The organism is Alcaligenes sp. Marseille-Q7550 (genome assembly GCF_965112015.1).
Genome location: NZ_CBCOPU010000003.1, coordinates 341,017 through 358,520, shown reverse-complemented (window position 1 = coordinate 358,520; position 17,504 = coordinate 341,017). Strand labels below are relative to the sequence as shown.

Annotated in this window: 13 protein-coding genes; 5 read left to right on the top strand and 8 right to left on the bottom strand. The window is 64.5% G+C overall.

The genetic code is table 11. The features are described from left to right. Positions 1-68: 68 nt before the first annotated feature. Positions 69-584, top strand: coding sequence for a DUF6622 family protein (locus tag ACWPWO_RS18175; protein WP_454007782.1), 516 nt, complete (start codon positions 69-71; stop codon positions 582-584). 90 nt (positions 585-674) lie between these two features. Here the strand turns inward: ACWPWO_RS18175 and ACWPWO_RS18170 are convergent, their stop codons facing one another. The 6 genes from ACWPWO_RS18170 to fmdA form a co-directional block, all read right to left on the bottom strand. Beyond that, positions 675-3,800, bottom strand: coding sequence for a molybdopterin dinucleotide binding domain-containing protein (locus ACWPWO_RS18170; RefSeq protein WP_454007781.1), 3,126 nt, complete (start codon positions 3,798-3,800; stop codon positions 675-677). A gap of 35 nt (positions 3,801-3,835) precedes the next feature. Beyond that, on the bottom strand, positions 3,836-4,867 hold the full coding sequence (gene nrfD / locus ACWPWO_RS18165) for an NrfD/PsrC family molybdoenzyme membrane anchor subunit (protein ID WP_454007780.1): 1,032 nt from the start codon (positions 4,865-4,867) through the stop codon (positions 3,836-3,838). A gap of 9 nt (positions 4,868-4,876) precedes the next feature. Next, positions 4,877-5,635, bottom strand: coding sequence for a sulfate reduction electron transfer complex DsrMKJOP subunit DsrO (dsrO, locus tag ACWPWO_RS18160; protein WP_454007779.1), 759 nt, complete (start codon positions 5,633-5,635; stop codon positions 4,877-4,879). A 220-nt stretch (positions 5,636-5,855) separates the two neighbouring features. Beyond that, the gene (locus ACWPWO_RS18155) at positions 5,856-8,153 is read right to left on the bottom strand and encodes a TonB-dependent siderophore receptor (protein WP_454007778.1); all 2,298 of its coding nucleotides are present in this window, start codon (positions 8,151-8,153) and stop codon (positions 5,856-5,858) included. 183 nt (positions 8,154-8,336) lie between these two features. Next, positions 8,337-8,624: an FmdB family zinc ribbon protein gene (locus ACWPWO_RS18150; RefSeq protein WP_454007777.1), complete on the bottom strand. Its 288-nt coding sequence runs from the start codon at positions 8,622-8,624 to the stop codon at positions 8,337-8,339. Between the two features lie 59 nt (positions 8,625-8,683). Then, a complete protein-coding gene (gene fmdA / locus ACWPWO_RS18145) occupies positions 8,684-9,883 on the bottom strand; it encodes a formamidase (protein WP_454007776.1) in 1,200 nt (399 codons plus the stop codon). A 453-nt stretch (positions 9,884-10,336) separates the two neighbouring features. Between fmdA and ACWPWO_RS18140 the strand changes: the two genes are divergently transcribed. The 3 genes from ACWPWO_RS18140 to ACWPWO_RS18130 all read left to right on the top strand — a co-directional run bounded on the left by ACWPWO_RS18140 (position 10,337) and on the right by ACWPWO_RS18130 (position 13,915). Further along, positions 10,337-11,710, top strand: a complete 1,374-nt coding sequence (locus ACWPWO_RS18140) for an 8-oxoguanine deaminase (RefSeq protein WP_454007775.1) — start codon at positions 10,337-10,339, stop codon at positions 11,708-11,710. Between the two features lie 56 nt (positions 11,711-11,766). Further along, positions 11,767-13,296 carry a nucleobase:cation symporter-2 family protein gene (locus ACWPWO_RS18135; protein ID WP_454007774.1) on the top strand — a complete coding sequence of 510 codons (1,530 nt, stop codon included), beginning with the start codon at positions 11,767-11,769 and terminating at the stop codon, positions 13,294-13,296. Between the two features lie 169 nt (positions 13,297-13,465). Continuing rightward, positions 13,466-13,915, top strand: a complete 450-nt coding sequence (locus tag ACWPWO_RS18130; protein ID WP_454007773.1) for an Hsp20/alpha crystallin family protein — start codon at positions 13,466-13,468, stop codon at positions 13,913-13,915. Between the two features lie 120 nt (positions 13,916-14,035). On the opposite strand, the gene ACWPWO_RS18125 is transcribed toward ACWPWO_RS18130, so the two are convergent. Further along, complete coding sequence (locus tag ACWPWO_RS18125) at positions 14,036-15,352, bottom strand: M20 metallopeptidase family protein (RefSeq protein WP_454007772.1); 1,317 nt, start codon at positions 15,350-15,352, stop codon at positions 14,036-14,038. 18 nt (positions 15,353-15,370) lie between these two features. Beyond that, a complete protein-coding gene (locus tag ACWPWO_RS18120; protein ID WP_454007771.1) occupies positions 15,371-16,207 on the bottom strand; it encodes an AraC family transcriptional regulator in 837 nt (278 codons plus the stop codon). Positions 16,208-16,304: 97 nt separating this feature from the next. Between ACWPWO_RS18120 and ACWPWO_RS18115 the strand changes: the two genes are divergently transcribed. Then, entirely contained in the window at positions 16,305-17,441 is a 1,137-nt protein-coding gene (locus tag ACWPWO_RS18115) for an MFS transporter (protein WP_454007770.1), read from the top strand. The last annotated feature ends 63 nt before the right edge of the window (positions 17,442-17,504 follow it).

Below are 17,504 nucleotides of genomic sequence, written 5' to 3'. Positions count from 1 at the left end.
GACACCGCAATTATCGCGGCCAGATACTGACAACATCAGGATCGTATTTGACATCGAGGAGGTCAGCCATGTCTCACGTACCGCTCTATGTCTACGTCCTGTTTCTTGTGCTTCTCTGGATGGGAGTGGCGCGCTGTTATCCCCGGACTATTCGGGTCGAACGCCTGCTCATCATGCCCGCATTGATGCTGGTTCTCGGCGCTCGAGGCTACCTTGAGCTGTTTTCTTCAGTCGGCCTGTTCGATCTTCTGGCGGGCATAGTCGGAAGCGTGATAGGGCTGGGGGTCGGAACTTACCATGTGCGCACTTGGACCATCGCCGCTGATCGAGCAAAGCACACCATTTCTCTTCCCGGCGACGCAATGATGCTCGTCGTGATTCTTGCGACCTTCTTCTTCGAGTTCGCGCTTCACTATGCCATCGAATCCGGCGCAGTCTCGGCAAGAAACCCGATGCTGTCCGTCGCCGCCGCAGCTCTATGGACCTTGTTCATCGGCATGTCGGTGGGCCGCAATCTCAATCTGGCAATCCGCTACCTGCGGCTGGAGCGGACCCGCCCCAAGAAGGGCCTGCAACAACATTGAAAAAGCCTTGCAAGCGGATGTTCCGCTTGCAAGGCTGGGCGCTTCGCCCTGGATGGGGGCGAAGCGATGCGTCACGGCGGGCAGCGGCGGTCAGGCCATGATCTTCTCGACCTTCGCCGGCAGGCCCTGGCGCACGGCGGCGCCCGAAACCCAGTCGATCCAGACATTGTCCTGGCCCTTGCCGCGAGTCGGATCGGCAAAACCCAGCTCGTTCAGGTTCACGCCTGCCGCCAGGGCGGGCTGGTGGGGCATGGGCTGGCCGTCTATGGCATGGGCGCGCGCGCCCAGTTCCGTATGGCCGAAGCCGTGCTCGATGGCGATGGCGCCGCGCATGATGCCGCCGCGCACCAGGGCCACGCCTTCTACCGAACCGCCCGGCGTGCTGACGCGCACCCGGTCCCCGTTGCGTATGCCCAGGCGCCCGGCGTCCTCCTGGTTCAGAGAGATGGGATTGTGCGGATGCACTTGCCGCAGCCTGTCCATGCCTATGGACATGGAGCTCATCAGATTGGATTTATAGGAACTCATCAGGAAAGGCCAGTCCTGTTCCGTAAAATGGTCGCGCATCGCGCTGCCATCGGCCAGCCGCGTGGGATACCAGCTGGGGCAGCCGCTCAGGCGCTCGCCCGTCATGGAGTGGCGCATGCGGGCCAGGTCTTCGTTCCAGATCTGCAGGGCCGTGTCGTAGCGGTTCTTGAGCTGCTCGCCTTTCCAGGCGTTCTCGACGCGATCGAAGCGGCCGCCGCGCGTCAGCAGCATGGCGACTTTGCGCTGCTCTTCCGGATGCAGACGAGCCTGCAATTCAGGGAAGAGGCGGTCCACGCCGGTCATGCGCATATCGTCGTCGCTGGCATCCCCCACCGGACGGCCCGCGCCATAGGCGATATTGGCCATGCCGCGCAGGTAGAAATCTTCGGCGCACAGCAGGTCGTGCGCCTGCCCGCTCTTGTCCTTGAGCACTCCTTTGCCAAAGCCGGGCAGGCCCAGGCGCAGGGCCACGGCAAACAGGAAGCTTTCCAGATTCACGGGCCGGCCGTCCGCCGTGCGGTCCACGCGGGGCTGGACCACGGGCCAGCGCACGGTGGAGGACTTGGCGATCACGTCGGCCCAGGGCGCGGACACGCCCCAGCTTTCGTAGGTGACGGTATCGGGCACGATGTAATCGGCGTAGGCGTTGGTCTCGTTGATGAAAGGGTTGATGGATATGGACAGCGGCAGCACGGCCGGATCCTTGAGCTTGTCCAGCATGGCGTTCTTGAAGCCCGCAATCGCATAGACCGGATTGCTCATGTGGTTGATCCACACCTTGCACGAATAGGGGTAGCCGTTCAGTCCGGAGGCGATCATTTCGCTGCTCAGCCCGCCCACGGCCGGGTACCAGGGAGCAGGCGCGGGATAGGGAGATTCGCCGTTCTCCTTGCGGCGCTGGTACTCGCTGGACTTTTCGTAGGCGAAGCGGTGCCGGGACAGGGCCACGCCTTTGGCGGCGGCCTTGCCGGGAAACTGGGCGAAGTTGTAGCGGGGGCCGGGGCCGAATGGACCGAAGGGGCCGGCGTCCAGCACCAGGCCGCCCTTCAGGTTCAGGTTGCCTACCAGCGTGTTGAGCATGGCGATGGCGTAGGCGGTGTAGAAACCCGATCCGTTCATGGTGCCGCCGTGGGCGTCGGCCACGGCGTAACGGCCGTGGCTGGTGAATTCGCGGGCCAGCTCCACCAGGGCGGCTTCCTCCATGCCGCAACGCTCGGCATACTGCGCCAGGCTCTGCTCCCGGGTCCGCTCGCGCAGCATGTGCAGGGCGGTGCAGACACGCACTTCCTGGCCGTCCAGCATCACGGTGCGTTCAGCGAACAGCACGGCGCGATCCAGTTCGGTATGGGCGCGCAGCTCGTTCTGCTCGTCCACGACGATGAACGCTGGTTCGTTGCCTTCGACCGTTTCCCAACCCAGATCGGATGCTCGCAGATAGCGGCCAAAAGCCGGATGCCCGGGCTCCGCAATCAACAGGTGGGCGGCATTGGTCCACGAAGCGGCCTGCTCGTCCTCGGCGGCGGGCGCGTGCGGACGGGCCAGATGATCGGCGTCGAAGCGTTCTTCTTCCAGGATCCAGCGCAGCATGCCCATGACCAGCGACAGGTCGCTGCCGGGCAGCACGGGCTGCCAACGGTTGCCGCTGCGCGACGCGAGGCTGGAGGAGGTCGGCAGGATGGGGGAGGCCACCACGTAGCGGAAGGTGTTCTCGGGCCGGGAACGCGCCTCGGCCAGTTCGCGGCCCTGGCGCTGGAAAGGATTGCCCGACTGCGCCGGCGCCGCGCCGATGAACAGGCCGAAGCGGGCGTTCTTCCAGTCCGGCTTGCCGTGGGGCATGCCTTTCATGTCGCCCATGGCCGCGCCCGTGCCCACGCGAAAGCTCTGGCCGCAGTACGAGCCGTGGTTGCTGACGTTGACGGTGCCGAAGGCTTGCTCCGCAAAGCGCTTGATCAAGGGTGTGCGGCCTTCATTGGCCGAATCCGTGAACAACAATTGATTGGCCAGCGGACCGTATTCCGGATTCTTGGGATCGATGAGCGTCTGGTGATCCCAGATGGCGCGCAAACCGCCGACCAGGCCTTCTCCAAAGAGATCGCCGCCTTCGCAGACCTCCTCGATCAATTGCTCGAAGCTGATGCGCTGCCATTGTCCCGAACCGCGCGGCCCGACCCGCTTGAGCGGAGAGAGGACGCGGTACGGGCTGGCGTGCTGGGCCAGCATGGAGGCGCCCCGCGCACAGGCGCTGGCGCGCCCCTCCAGGCCGTTCTCGCCGCCCAGCATGGCATAGACCTCGCGGACGGGCTGATCCATGGCGGCCGGCTGGGTGGTGGCCAGCGGATGGTAGGGATTGCCCGCGATGCGCAGGATGGCATCGTGTTCCGTGTCCACGCGCACGCGCACGCCGCATTGCGTCCAGCACCCCAGGCAACTGGACGGGCTGACGACCTGGCCGGGCTGGGTGTCCAGCAGGCCTGTGACGGGATCGATGCGGAATTCGGCCTGCAAAGAGTTGCCGCGGGTGGCGTGCGCGGCAGGCGCGCCGGCGGTGCCCTGGCCCAGGCCCTTCACGGCTTTGACGACGGTGTCGCTATAGCCGGCGGCAAAAGCGGCCAGGCCGCCCACGGCGGCTCCGCCGCGGGTCAGCATCTGCCGGCGGGACAGATTGGTGGTTTCGTTTTTCTTGCTCATGACTCAAACCTGGATTCAAGGATGTCAGCGCGGGCTCAGGCCGCCAGGACGCGGCGGCGGGCCGGGAAAAGAGAGAGCAGGGTGGTGCTCAGGGACAGCAGCGCGATGCACAGGCCAAGCACGCCCAGCATGCCCAGCAGGCCGTCGCTGCCCAGCGGCATGGTGTACAGATACAGGCCGGCGCCGTACTTGGGCACGCCTTGCACGGCCATGAAGATGATCCAGCGGAACACCCAGGCCGAACCCAGCATCAGCAGGGCGCACAGCAGGCTGTGGAGGCGGCCTTGCAGGGCGGCGGCGGGGCGGCTCAGCAGGAACAGGATCAGCAGGCCGGCGGCCAGCGAGCCCAGAAAGCTCACGCGCCAGACGGGGTAGGTCCGGAACAGCTCCATGGCTGTCTCGAAAGAACGGCTGCGGCCGAACAAGCCCGTGGCCATCCATAGCAGGGCGCCGGCCGCCAGCGCCAGGACGGTCGCCAGGGCCCAGCGGCGCAGAGCAGCCGCCGGCAAGGATGCCGTGCCGCCGGGCAGCCAGCGCGCCACCAGCAGGATGGCGCCCAGGCTGGCCAACGCGGCCGTCAGGGCGAAATTGACGGGCAGGAACACGGTGTTCCACAAGGGGCGCGAACGCAGCACCATGACTTCGGCGCCGCTGTAGACCAGGATGGACAGGGCCGACGCGAGCAGCGCCAGGCTCAGCCAGCGCCAGAGGACGCGGCGGTCCAGCCACCAGGCCAGCACATTGGCCAGGGACAGGCCCACGAACAGGGGCAGCAGCACCGCGCCCAGTGACATCCAGGACCAGGGCGTGAAATGGGCATAGAAATGCCAGAAGCGGCCCGGCTGGTGCAGATCGGCCAGCAGGGATATCGGGGCGGCGATGCTGCTGCACAGCAGCACGATCATCAGCGCCGGCTCCAGCGCGCGCAAAGCACCGTCGCCCGACCAGGCGCAGCGCCATACCCAGAGGGCGCTGGCGGCGGCCAGTCCGACCAGGAAGAAATACTGTACGGCCCAGGGCAGCCAGGCTACTTCGTAGGCAGGGGTCAGCAGTTCGATGATGGTCATGGCCTTCTCCTAGAATTGCGTGGTCAGGCGCACGCTGGCCTGGCCGTCCACGCCATCGACGAATTCATCGGGCAAGCCTATGTAGAACACATGCGGATTGGTGTTCATGCCCGGCTTCAGGACGCGGATCTCGTCCTTGTGCTCGCGCATCAGGCGCGAGACGGCGCTGTGCTCGTCGTTCAGGTCGCCGATGACGCGGGCGCCGCCGACGCAGCTCTCCACACAGGCAGGCAGCAGGCCGGCCTCCAGCCGGTGCTCGCAAAAAGTGCATTTGTCCGCTGTCTGGGTCTCGTGATTGATGAAGCGGGCGTCGTAGGGACAGGCCTGTACGCAGTAGGCGCAGCCCACGCAGCGCTCGTTGTCCACCAGAACCACGCCGTCCTCGCGCTGGAAGGTCGCCTGCACGGGGCAGACAGGCACGCAAGGCGGGTTGTCGCAGTGATTGCACAGGCGCGGCAGGCTCAGCATGGCGGCCTGCTGCTGGCCGTCGAGCACTTCGTACTGGAGCACGGTCGTGCGGAACTGGCCTATGGGCGGCGCGTTCTCGATGGAGCAACTAACGGTGCAAGCCTGGCAGCCTATGCATTTGCGCAGGTCCACCACCATGCCGTAGCGTGCGCCGGGCTTGCCGCCGTCGCGCCGCGGCGGCTGGCTGTTCATGGCGGCCTGGACCGGCTGAATGGGGATGATGGTGGCGCTGGCGCTCAGGCCCAGCAGCTCTTTGAGAAAGCGGCGCTTGCCCTTTTGGGGCGCGGCGGGGGGCATCATGTTCTGACCTCTTTATGCCTGGGTAAGACCCGTTTAAATTATTTACAGTTATAAGCATATAAAGGAAGCAGCGGTTTATCCTTGATGGAAGTCAAAGCCCATCGTTTAAGGTCTGAAATGTTGATGTCCGACTGAAATGGTCGGGATTGAAGCGACGAAAAAGGGGCCCCGTCCTTTGAAGGACGGAGCCCCTGCTGCGCAGGCCGCTCGGCCGAACGCGTCAGAACGTGCCGGTCAGGCCCAGGAAGAAAGTGCGGCCGGGCTGGTTGTAGGTGTAGGCGCCGGCGCCGTAAATGTAGTTGGGCGTGTTCAGGTTGACGCCGATGGCGTTGCCGCGACGGAACAGGCGTTTGTCGAAAATATTGTCCACGCCCGCATTGAGGCGGAAATGCTTGTTGATCCTGTACTGCGTGCTCAGGCCGAAAAGGGCGTAGGGTGACACCTTGTCGGTCGCCGAGCCTTCCAGCGGCAGCCCGTAGTAGTCGAACTTGGGCGGTTTCTGTTCACCGTAGAAGGTCGCCTTGGCGCGCAGCGACCAGTCGGCATCGATGTTCCAGTCCAGGGTGCTGTTGATGGTGTACTTGGGAATGGTGGACAAGGCTTCGCCCGTGGTCTTGTTCTTGGACTCGATCATATAGGTGAAGTTGGTCTGCCACAGCCAATCCGGGGCCAGGGGCAGGGTCAGATTGCCCTCCAGACCCGATACCACGGCTTTGGGAATGTTCTCCCATTGCAGAACCAGTTGCTGGTTGTTCATGGCGCTGAAGCTGTCCACGGCAACGCGCCCGGCTTCCACCTTGTTGCGGTAGTCGTTGTGGAAGTAGGTCAAGCTGGCGCCCACGCCGTCATCGCCCGCATATTCAATGCCCAGTTCCTTGTTGATGCTGGTCTCGGCCTTCAGGTCGGAGTTGCCCTGCAGGAAGCAGCCTGCATCGTTCGGGCCGCCAGTGTTGCCCCAGCAACCGTTGCCCAGGCTGTACAAGGTGTAGCCGCTGTTGCTCTGGTACAGGTTGGGCGCCTTGTAGGCGCGGGCTATCCCGGCCTTGACCGTCCAGTTGTCGGTGACGGCATGGGACAGGTTAAGGGAAGGGCTCCAGTTGCTGCCGTGCTTGTCGTGATAGTCGAAGCGCAGCCCGGGCGTCACCGTGGTGCTGTCGGTGGCGTAGATATTGTCTTCGGCAAACACGGAATAGATGTTGGCGCGCGACTTGGCCCGGTATGCGGTGGGCGCGCCGGGGATGCGGGAGCGGTTGCGCAGGGCCAGCTCGGACGATTTGTCATTCAGTTCCTGGCCCACCCATTCCATGCCCAGCGTGGCGTACTGCTCCACGCTGCCCGTCTTGAACTGGTGGCTGGCCTCGGCATGCGCCGTCATGGTGCTCAGGTCTATGGTGCCAAAGCCGCCGTCCTGGGCGCGGGCAGGATCGTTGAAGGCGCCTTCCGTCCCGCCGGCCAAGCCCTCCAGAATGCGGTAGTTGCGCGTTTTCTCGTACTGGAAATAGGCCAGGGAATTGGTCTTGTCGTTCCAGTCGCCCCTATGGGTCAGGGAATAGCTCTGGCGGTACAGCTTGTTGGTCTCGTCGCCCAGGTGGCGCTTGACCTCGTCGTTGGTATTGGTGTTTTGCGTATCGCCGGCGTAGATATTGCCCTGGCGGCTGTAGGCCGCTTCCAGGTCCACGGTCTGCCGACTGTCGGGGCGCCAGGAAAGCAGGCCGTTGATGTCCTTGTTGCGCACGCCTTCACGCCCGGCCGGGAAGGTGCCCAGATTGCTGCCGCCGCGCTTGGAAGCGTGATCCTTGTTGATATCGTAATCGTCCGCGTCGGTCTTGTTCAGATTGCCGTACAGGCGAAAGGACAAGCTTTCGCTGATGGGGCCGCTCAGGCCGAAATTCATGCGCCGCGTGGCGCCTTCCTCGCTGTGCCGGGGCAGATTGCCGTACAGCGAGACCGTGCCCTGGAATCTCTCGGTCGCGGGCTTGGTGATGATGTTCACCACGCCGCCGGCCGCGCCGTTGCCATAGCGGGCGGCGGCCGCGCCGCGCAGCACTTCGATGCGTTCGATCTGCTCGGCCGGCACCCAGTTGGTGTCGCCGCGCGAGTCGCGCTCGCCGCGCCAGCCAAAGCGCACGGCGGAACGCGAGCTGACCGGCTTGCCGTCGATCAGGATCAGGGTGTTTTCCGGGCCCATGCCGCGCATGTCGATCTGGCGGTTGTTGCCGCGTTGGCCGCTGGCTGAATTGCCGGTCAGGTTCACGCCGGGCATGGTGCGCAGCACGTCGGAAATATCGTTGGCGGGCGGGGATTTCTGCAGGTCGTCCTGGGTGATGATGGACGAGCCCAGCGTCTGCTTCAGCTCCTGTTCGGCCTTGACCACGATGCGGTCCAGTTCGTCCACTTGCTGTGCCAGGGCGGCAGCGCCGTAAGCCAGATGCAGTGCAGCGCCCAGAGCAGTCAGAGCAAAAAAAGACAGGCCGCTGCGTGAATGGCGCGCAGCGGCGGGAAACGGCGATACAGACATGAAACCCACCCTGTTGTTAATGAGACTGATTCTCGATTATAGACAGGAGTGATTCGTATTTGTATCTTATTGTTGTAACGTCAACACAAGCGTGTAGTCCTCGTGCCTGGCCTGCCCAGGCGGGTCGGGCCTTGGAGCAAGGCCCTGTCAAATCTGACAGCTTGCCGTGACGGCATTGATGCGCTAAGCGCAGACGCTGCATCCCGGCCCCATGCAGGTATGCAGCACCGAATTGCGGCTGCGGGAACGCGTTCCCGGTCCGGTGACGTCGGCGCCCGCCAGCGCCTGCTGCGGCGTCAGGGTGCGCGACGGGCCGTCCTTGCTGAAGAGGCGGCGCGGCGCGCTCAACTGCAGCAGCAAGACGCTTTGGCGACAGGCCGGGCAGGTCTGCGGGTCATTGCGGGCCGCGATGCTGCGCAGGCTGCTGCTGCGGGTCAGACAATGGTTGCAAAGATAATCGTACAAAGGCATGGGCTTATTCCCGGAAAACAGTGCCGCGGATCCTTGCTCGAACCCGCGGCCGTCATGGTTCAGGACAAGGTGCAGCGCGTGCCGGGCCGGCCGAACCGGGCGGCCTGGTTCAGGGCCCCCTGCGGCAGGATGTCGGTGTCGAAAATGCCCGTGGGCAGGGCCAGGGACGCCGAGCTGTTGGGCAGGTCCACGACGCCGCCGTAGCGGCCTTCCACCGGCGCGGCGGTCAGCAGCATATAGGCCTGGGCGCGGGAGAGCTGCGTCACGCGGGTGATGTAGTCGATCGCCGCCAGGCAGGCCTGGCGGGAGGCGACGGTGGCGTCCAGATAATGATTGACGCCTTCCTCCACGCTGATGCCGGTGAAATGCAGCCATTGGTCGTAGCGCGGATCATGGCGACCGGGCACGTAGATGGGCGCGGTCAAGTTGTACTTGGCCATGCCGCCCTTGATCAGGTCGAATCCCAGATGGGCCGCGCCGTCCATTTCGATGGCGCCGCAGAAGGAGATCTCGCCGTCGCCCTGGGAAAAGTGCAGATCGCCCATGGACAGGCCCGCGCCCTTGACGTAGACAGGGAAGTAGATGCGCGACCCGATGGTCAGATTCTTGATGTCCAGGTTGCCGCCATGCTCGCGCGGCGGGACGGTACGCGCGGCCTCGGCGGCCATGCGGTCGAACTCGGCGCCCTTGACGCCGCGCAGCACGGCGGTATCGGCATAAGGCGGTTTGGCGTGGCCCTTGGGCACCAGCAGGGCTTCGCGGCGGTTCCATTCGCGCAGCAGATCGTGCGATGGCAGGGTGCCGATCAGGCCGGGGTGCATCATGCCGGCAATGCGCACTCCGGGGATGTGGCGTGAGGTGGCGTAGACGCCGTGCAGATCCCAGATGGCCTTGTCGGCTTCGGGGAAATGGTCGGCCAGGAAGCCGCCGCCGTTCTCCTTGGCGAAGATCCCTGAAAATCCCACGGGCGTGATGCAGCGTATGTCCAGCAGGTCCACCACCAGGATGTCGCCCGGCTCGGCGCCTTCCACATGGATGGGACCGGTCAAGGGGTGGGCGCGGGTCAGGTCCACGTCGCGCACATCGTTGGCGCTGTCCGTGTTCTCGATCTGGGCGTCCAGAAAATCCAGGCATTCCAGAATCATTTCCTCGCCCGGCTTCACGCTGGTCATGTCTGGAATGTCCGGATGCCAGCGGTTGTGGCCGATCTCGGCCTGTTCGGCCAGGGGAGCGCCGGGTTTGATCTTGATGTGCTGCATGTGATCTCCTCGTTATGATTTGTCGAGCTGCACCAGCACGCCGATGAGGCGTAGCAAGACAAGTAACATGGGATGCGGACCTGATTCAAAAATGCAGCGGCGGCGCTCTTCCAGGTCTGGCCGGGCCCGGCGCGGCGCAATTTCTTTATAGCCCAGAGGCTTATAAGCCGAGGAGTGAAAAGAAAGGCAGAATAAAGATTTTGTCCACAGGGTAAGTCCTGAGAAGATTCTGTTTTTGCGGATTCGAAATCAACTCGTGTAAGACCATCGGACATAATAAAATTCGTATGGATCAGATACGTTTTTTACTATGATGCGAGTTTTCTGCCCGGGCCAGGCGGCTGAGGGCAGGGCGCCTGGGCAGGGCTGAATAATCCTTATCACCTGAGCTTGATAAGGCCGCTGTGCGAAGCGACAACAATAAAAAAAGAATTAAACGCAGGAGACAGCACAATGAGTCGCACTTCCCCCGTCTTGTGGATACGGGATCCACTGGCCTGTTCGGACCCCGCCGCGCGGGGCGGCCTGTTGATCCAGGGCAGCCACATTCTTGAAAAAGTGGCGGCGGGCTCCCAGCCGCGCCAGGCCTATGATCAGGCATGGGATGCGTCCCGGCACGTGCTCCTGCCCGGCCTGGTCAACACTCATCACCATTTCTACCAGACGCTGACCCGCGCCTATACGCCGGCCCTGAACAAGCCTCTTTTCCCCTGGCTGACCACCTTGTATGACGTGTGGGCCGGGCTGGACGACGAGCAGATGCAGGTCGCCAGCGAGCTGGCCATGGTGGAGCTGCTGCAATCAGGCTGCACCACGGTGGCGGACCACCATTATGTCTTCTCCGGCGCCTTGCGGCAGGCCATCGATTGCCAGGCGGAAACGGCCCAGCGCCTGGGCGTGCGCGCCGCCTTGACGCGAGGCTCCATGAGCGTGGGCCGCGAGCAGGGGGGACTGCCGCCGCAAAGCGTCGTGCAGGACGAAAAAACCATTCTGGACGACAGCCTGCGCCTGATCCGCCGCTATCATCAGCGCGAGGACGGCGCCATGGTCACCATCGCATTGGCGCCATGCTCGCCGTTTTCCGTCAGTCGGGAACTGATGCGCGAAAGCGCGGCGCTAGCCCAGCGCGAGGACGTGCGCCTGCACACCCATCTGGCTGAAACCGAAGACGAGACCGCGTACTGCGAAAAGCTCTTCGGCATGCGTCCGCTGGATTACCTGGAGGAGCAGGACTGGCTCAGCGATCGCACCTGGCTGGCCCATGGCATCCATTTCAATGATGACGAGGTTCGCCGTCTGGGGCAGGCCGGCACCGGCATTGCGCATTGCCCCTCGTCCAACATGGTCCTGGGCAGCGGCCTGTGCCGCACCATCGAACTGGAAGCGGCCGGCGCGCCGGTGGGGCTGGCGGTGGACGGCTCGGCCTCCAACGATCACTCCAATCTGGCGCAGGAGATGCGCCAGGCCATGCTGCTGGGCCGGCTGCGCTACGCGCCCGGCCAGGTGACGCACGAGGCCGTCATACGCTGGGCCACGCAAGGCTCGGCCCGCTGCCTGGGCCGCTGGGACATCGGCGGCCTGGAAGTGGGCCAGCAGGCGGACCTGGCCCTGTTCACCCTGGACGAACTGCGCTTTTCGGGCGCGGAGAACCCCTTGGCGGCCTTGCTGCTGTGCGGCGCCGACCGCGCCGACCGCGTCATGGTGGCCGGCCAATGGCGCGTCATCGACGGACAGCCTTGCGGCATCGATCTGCAAGAACTGATGCAACGCCACCAGCAGGCCGCCCGCCGCCTGCGCGATAAAGTGCTGGACGCCGCCGCCGTCTGAATTTCTTCACGACAGGGCCGCAGAGCCCTGCCTGCCTATTGTTCGGAGACACCAACGTGACGACAACACCCTCCACGGGCGCCGCTCCCGCGCAGCGTCCTGAAGACGAAAACCTGGGTCTGGGCCCCAACCTGGCCTACGGCTTCCAGCACGTCCTGACCATGTACGGCGGCATCATCGCCGTGCCGCTCATCATCGGCGAGGCGGCCGGCCTGCCGCCGTCGGAGACCGGTCTGCTGATCACGGCCTGCCTGTTCATGGGCGGCCTGGCGACCTTGCTGCAGACCCTGGGCCTGCCTTTCTTCGGCTGCCGCCTGCCGCTGGTGCAAGGCGTATCCTTCTCCGGCGTGGCCACCATGATCGCCATCTTGGGCGGCGGCGGCGGGCTGCCGGCGGTCTTTGGCGCCGTCATCGCCGCATCCCTGATCGGCCTGCTGATCACGCCGATCTTTTCGCGCGTGATCCGTTTCTTTCCGCCTCTGGTGACCGGCTGCGTGATCACGACCATCGGCCTGACGCTGATGCCGGTCGCCGCCTTCTGGGCCATGGGCGGCAACGCCCAGTCCCCGGACTTCGGCAGCGTGGGCAATATTTCGCTGGCCGCCGTCACCTTGCTGATCGTGCTGCTGCTGAGCAAGCTGGGCAGCGCCACCATTTCGCGCCTGTCCATCCTGCTGGCCATCATCATCGGCACGGTGATCGCCGTGGCCCTGGGCAAGGCGGATTTCTCGGCCGTCAGCGACGGCCCCGTGTTCGCCTTGCCTTCGATGTTCCACTTCGGCATGCCCACGTTCCAGACGGCCGCCATCATCTCCATGTTCATCGTGATCATCGTCACGCTGGTGGAGACCTCGGCGGACATCCTGGCCGTGGGCGACATCATCGACACCAAGGTGGACTCGCGCCGCCTGGGCGACGGCTTGCGCGCCGACATGCTCTCCAGCCTGGTGGCGCCCGTGTTCGGCTCCTTCACCCAGAGCGCCTTTGCCCAGAACGTGGGCCTGGTGGCCGTGACCGGCGTCAAGAGCCGCTACGTGGTGGCCTTCGGCGGCCTGATCCTGATCGCGCTGGGCCTGCTGCCCATCATGGGCCGGCTGGTCGCCGCCGTACCCTCGTCGGTGCTGGGCGGAGCCGGCATGGTGCTGTTCGGCACGGTGGCCGCCAGCGGCATCCGCACCCTGGCCAAGGTGAACTATGAAAACAACATGAACCTGATCATCGTCGCCACCTCGATAGGCGCGGGCATGATTCCCATCGTGGCGCCCAAGTTCTACGAGCACTTCCCCGTCTGGTTCGCCACCATCTTCCACTCGGGCATCAGCTCGGCCGCGCTGGTCGCCATCGTCCTGAACCTGCTGTTCAACCACCTGACCGTCGGCAATTCGGACCAGCCATCGGTCTTCGCGGCGGGCACGGGCCGCTACCTGCGCGAGTCCGACCTGGCCTTGCTCAATGACGGCGACCGCGTCGTCGACGGCAAGGTCGTGGACAAGGAAGGCAAGGAAATCCCGGTCGTGCCCGACGACCACCCGGCGCTGCTGCAAGCCGGACTGGACGGCCAGCCGCGCACCGGCACCTCCGCCTGATCCGTCACGCACCCATTCGATTGCCAGGGCTTGACCTCGCATGACAAGCCCTTGATTTTTTGGCTTGAAAAAGCCGGCCGGGCCGCCATATGATTTTCTGGAGGCGAACAGAGCCCGGCGCCCCATGGAACACTCAGGGCTCGGCATACACTGCGAACAGGAGATGAACATGGCAAACAATCTGACCCGTTTCAATCCTTTTGGCGAACTGACGAACCTGGACGCTTTCCGCGATTTTGAAGACATGTTCCGACGCATGCCGGTGGTGGGATCGCTGGCCGGGCAAGGCCACCAGCACATCCGCCTGGACGTGCACGAGGACGAGGACGCCTACCGGGTGACGGCGGAAATTCCCGGCGTCAACAAGGAAGACGTGAACGTGACCGTCGATGGGAATGTGGTATCCATACGCGTGGAAACCCGGCGCAGTCAGGAAGAAAAACAGGGCGAGACCGTGCTGCGCAGCGAACGTTACTATGGCGTGCAGACCCGCAGTTTCAGCCTGGCCCACGACATCGATGACACGCAGGCCGACGCCAAGTGCGAAAACGGCGTGCTGGAGCTGACCCTGCCCAAGAAAAAGGGCGAAACAGGCGCCAGGAAGCTGGAGATCCGCTGATAGCGTCGCGCTTGAAAACAGTCTCCGCGCCGAAAGGCGCGGTTTTTTTAGTCGCGCCATACGTCAACAGGGGAAAAAATGCGCGAAGCCCGCGCATTTTTTATTGAAAGGCCCGACTGATCAGGATTTTCCGGCCTGCGTCATATAGGTCAGGGCGCTGGCCACCAGGGCGCGCACGCCCACGCGCAAGGCCTTTTCATCGACCATGAATTCCGGCGAATGGTTGGGCGCACCGGCCTTGTCCGGGTAGGGCGAAGCATTCAGACGCCAGAACACCAGGGGAATGTTCTTGGAAAACGCCCCGAAATCCTCGGAACCCATGCCGGGCGGAACCTCCCGCGCGCCGTCCGCGCCGGCCGCCAGCTTCAGGGCGGGAATGACGATCTGAGTAGCCGAAGGATCGCTGATCAGGACTTCGTAGCCGGTGTCGATGCGCACCGAAGCCTGCACGTCATGGTTCTTGGCGATATTGTCCGCATAGCGGCGTATCAGTTCATGCGCCGTGGCCTGGTTCTTCTTGGACAGCGAGCGCACCGTGCCCGAGATCTCCGCATTTTCAGGCAGGACGTTGGGCCGGTTGCCGCTTTGCAGCATGCCCACGGTGACGACCGTGGTGCCGTCCAGCGGATCGGTGCGCTGGGCGATGATGTTGTTCAAGGCCACCACCGTTTCCGCCGCGGCCACCACGGGCGAGGCGGCGTTCCAGGGCGAGGAGCCATGCCCGCCCTTGCCCTTGAGGGAAATGGCGAAGACATCGCCGCTGGCCATGATGCTGCCCTGGCGATAGCCTATGGTGCCGGCCGGATAGCCGGGTCCGATGTGCTGGCCCATGATGACATCCACCTTGGGCTTGTCCAGCACGCCTTCCTTCATCATGGCGTTGGCGCCGCTCAGCGGCGTGCCCGGGCCTTGCTCTTCGGCGGGCTGGAACAGCAGCACGATGGTGCCCGGCAGTTCGGCGCGCATGTCGGAAAAAACCTTGGCCGCGCCCAGCAGCATGGCGACGTGCGTATCATGGCCGCAGGCATGCGAAACCGGCACTTCCTTGCCTTGCCACTGTCCCTTGGCGGTGGACTTGAACGGCAGCTCGTTGCGCTCCAGGACGGGCAGGGCGTCCATGTCGGCGCGCAGCGCAACCACCGGGCCCGGCCTGCCGCCTTTCAGGACCGCCTTGATGCCGGTCTGCGCGATGCCGGTCTGCACCTCGAAGCCGGGCATGGCAGCCAGCGCCGACTGGATATAGGCGGCCGTGTTCTGCTCCTGGTAGGAGAGTTCGGGATGCTGGTGGATATGGCGGCGCCATTCGATGACCTGCTGCTCCAGGGCGTCGGCCTTGTGCAAGGCCTGTTCGGTCAAGTTCTGGCCGGATTGCGCCAGGGCGGCGCCGGCCATCAGGCTGCAGGCGGCCAGGAGAGTCAGGCGTAGCGGTTGCGTCATGTATTGTCCCCTCGTTGTTTATGAATCCGTGCTCGATCGTAGCACCGTCGGCGCCCCGGTCTGCCGTTTTCCGCCGCCAGCCTCCATGGAATCGTCGCGCTGGCGGATGTACTGGCCGGGCGTGACGCCGATCTGATCCTTGAAGAAAGCAATGAAAGCGCTGTCGCTGGCAAAGCCCAGCCCGGAGGCGACGCGAGTGACGCTCAGTCCCGTCGCCAGTTGTTCGATGGCTTTGAGCAAGCGCCACTGTTGGCGCCACTGCTGATACGTCAAGCCGGTGTCGCGCTTGAACAGGCGGCTGATGGTCTTCTGGCCGGCGCCCAGGCGGCTGGCCAGGACGTTCAGGGCGGGGGGCAGGACGTCCACGGGAATCCGCCGCAGGCGCGCGTCCGCAGGCAGGGGAAGAAACAGGGCCTGGCGGGGCGCCAGCTCGAGTTCGTGCAGCAACAGGCGCATCAGGTGCAAGCCGGGCGCCTGGTCCCAGTCCTGATCCAGGTCCGCCTGAGCGACGCGCTCCAGCACCGCCGTCAGCAATTCGCTGGCGCCCAGGATCTGCACCTGGGCGGGCAGGCCGGGATAGTGGGCGGGATCCAGGTACACGGAGCGATAGTCGACATGGCGGCTCATGCGTGCTTGATGGGGCAGGCCTGCGGGAATCCAGATCAGCCGGCCCGGCGGCAGCAGGCACAGCTGCGTATCCAGCGTCACGCTGATGCAGCCGCTGCGGGTGTACAGAATCTGGCCCCAGGGGTGGCGGTGCAGACCGGAGTCGTGCTGAACCAAGCGAGCGGCAATGCCCAGCGCATGGCGTCCGGCCAGCTCGGGAAAGGGATCGTCAGCAGTCAGCCAGGGCATCAATGTCCGATTTCATGGGTTTTTATTCAGAATACTTGTAATGGGGAATTCCTGCCAGGGCTACGCTGGCTGTCTTTGCCATTTACAAGTGTGCTCCATGACTCGTTTTCTCCTGTTGATGATCGCCCTGATCATGTTTCCCCAGGTGGTCGAAACCGCCTACAGCCCGGCCCTGCCGCTGATCGCCGACGCCTATGCGGTGTCCTCAGGCCGGGCGGGCCAGACCCTGTCGGTCTACTTCGCCGCCTTCGCCGCTGGCGTGCTGTTCTGGGGCTGGCTGTGCGACAGCGCCGGCCGCCGCCCCGCGGTCCTGGCCGGCCTCACCGTATACGGACTGGGGTGCCTGGCAGCGCTGTTCAGCCCCACCTTCAGCCTGTTGCTGGGCGCGCGCATGCTGAGCGCCTTCGGCGCGGCCGTCGGGTCCATCGGCGTTCAGACCATGCTGCGGGACCGCTACCAGGCCGAGGAACTATCGAAGATCTTCGGCCTGATGGGCGTCGCCCTGGCGCTCAGCCCCTTGCTGGGCCTGGCCATGGGCGTGTTGCTGGCTGCCGCCGGCGGCGTGACGGCCGTGTTCCTGGGCCTGCTCGTCCTTGCCTTGCTGCTTCTGGGCGCAAGTCTGCGCCATCTGCCCGAAACCCGTCGGTATCCCGCCACGGGCGATTCAATGGCGCAGATGGGCTGGCGCCTGCTGCGGGATCCGGGCATCTGGCGATCCGCCATGCTCGTGGCCCTGTTCAATACGGCGGCATTCGCTTTCTACCAATGGGCGCCATTCCTGCTGCAGGGCCTGGGCTCAGGCACGCGTCCTTTGCTGGCGGGCGGGCTGCTGCTGGCCGCCGGCACCCTGGCGGGAGCGTTCTTGAATCGGCGCTGGCTGGCGGCCGGCCTGTCCGCGGACAGGCTGGTGTGGCGCGGCGTTCTTTTCCTGGCCGCGGCCGGCATGGGCCTGCAGGCGGCCCGCGCCAGCCTGGCGTTCCTGCTGCCGGCAATGCTGGTTTCCCTGGCCTATGCGCTGGCCATCCCCAATCTGTTGGCCGGGGCTCTGCGCCGCTATCGATCGATGGCGGGCAGGGCAGGAGCCATCTTCGGCCTGCTGTACAGCCTGTTGCTGGGGGCCGGCCTGGCAATCTCCGCCTGGTGGGGTGAACTGGCGCAGGTAACGCTGGCCTGCGCCCTGGCCGCGAGCGTGATCATGCTTGTCCCAAAGACAATCTCCGAACGAGACGACTGACGAATCAGTCCTTACCCCCATAGAGAATATACTAATACATATGTATTGACATGAATTATTGAG

Excerpts from the sequence above, each read along its gene's own strand:
- ACWPWO_RS18175 (WP_454007782.1), top strand. The coding sequence starts at position 69 with ATGTCTCACGTACCGCTCTATGTCTACGTCCTGTTTCTTGTGCTTCTC.
- ACWPWO_RS18170 (WP_454007781.1), bottom strand. The coding sequence starts at position 3,800 with ATGAGCAAGAAAAACGAAACCACCAATCTGTCCCGCCGGCAGATGCTG.
- nrfD (WP_454007780.1), bottom strand. The coding sequence starts at position 4,867 with ATGACCATCATCGAACTGCTGACCCCTGCCTACGAAGTAGCCTGGCTG.
- dsrO (WP_454007779.1), bottom strand. The coding sequence starts at position 5,635 with ATGATGCCCCCCGCCGCGCCCCAAAAGGGCAAGCGCCGCTTTCTCAAA.
- ACWPWO_RS18155 (WP_454007778.1), bottom strand. The coding sequence starts at position 8,153 with ATGTCTGTATCGCCGTTTCCCGCCGCTGCGCGCCATTCACGCAGCGGC.
- ACWPWO_RS18150 (WP_454007777.1), bottom strand. The coding sequence starts at position 8,624 with ATGCCTTTGTACGATTATCTTTGCAACCATTGTCTGACCCGCAGCAGC.
- fmdA (WP_454007776.1), bottom strand. The coding sequence starts at position 9,883 with ATGCAGCACATCAAGATCAAACCCGGCGCTCCCCTGGCCGAACAGGCC.
- ACWPWO_RS18140 (WP_454007775.1), top strand. The coding sequence starts at position 10,337 with ATGAGTCGCACTTCCCCCGTCTTGTGGATACGGGATCCACTGGCCTGT.
- ACWPWO_RS18130 (WP_454007773.1), top strand. The coding sequence starts at position 13,466 with ATGGCAAACAATCTGACCCGTTTCAATCCTTTTGGCGAACTGACGAAC.
- ACWPWO_RS18125 (WP_454007772.1), bottom strand. The coding sequence starts at position 15,352 with ATGACGCAACCGCTACGCCTGACTCTCCTGGCCGCCTGCAGCCTGATG.
- ACWPWO_RS18120 (WP_454007771.1), bottom strand. The coding sequence starts at position 16,207 with ATGCCCTGGCTGACTGCTGACGATCCCTTTCCCGAGCTGGCCGGACGC.
- ACWPWO_RS18115 (WP_454007770.1), top strand. The coding sequence starts at position 16,305 with ATGACTCGTTTTCTCCTGTTGATGATCGCCCTGATCATGTTTCCCCAG.